Below are 212 nucleotides of genomic sequence, written 5' to 3' on the forward strand. Positions count from 1 at the left end.
GGAATCACTGGGCGTAAAGGGTGCGTAGGCGGGTCTTTAAGTCAGGGGTGAAATCCTGGAGCTCAACTCCAGAACTGCCTTTGATACTGAAGATCTTGAGTTCGGGAGAGGTGAGTGGAACTGCGAGTGTAGAGGTGAAATTCGTAGATATTCGCAAGAACACCAGTGGCGAAGGCGGCTCACTGGCCCGATACTGACGCTGAGGCACGAAA

1 rRNA gene is annotated in these 212 nt (G+C 52.8%); it reads left to right on the forward strand.

Features of this window, described 5'->3' with window-relative positions:
• Positions 1–212: ribosomal RNA gene (locus A7A76_RS01410) — 16S ribosomal RNA — on the forward strand; the annotation flags it as partial.

The organism is Lysobacter enzymogenes, from assembly GCF_017168095.1.
GTDB lineage: Bacteria > Pseudomonadota > Gammaproteobacteria > Xanthomonadales > Xanthomonadaceae > Lysobacter > Lysobacter enzymogenes_D.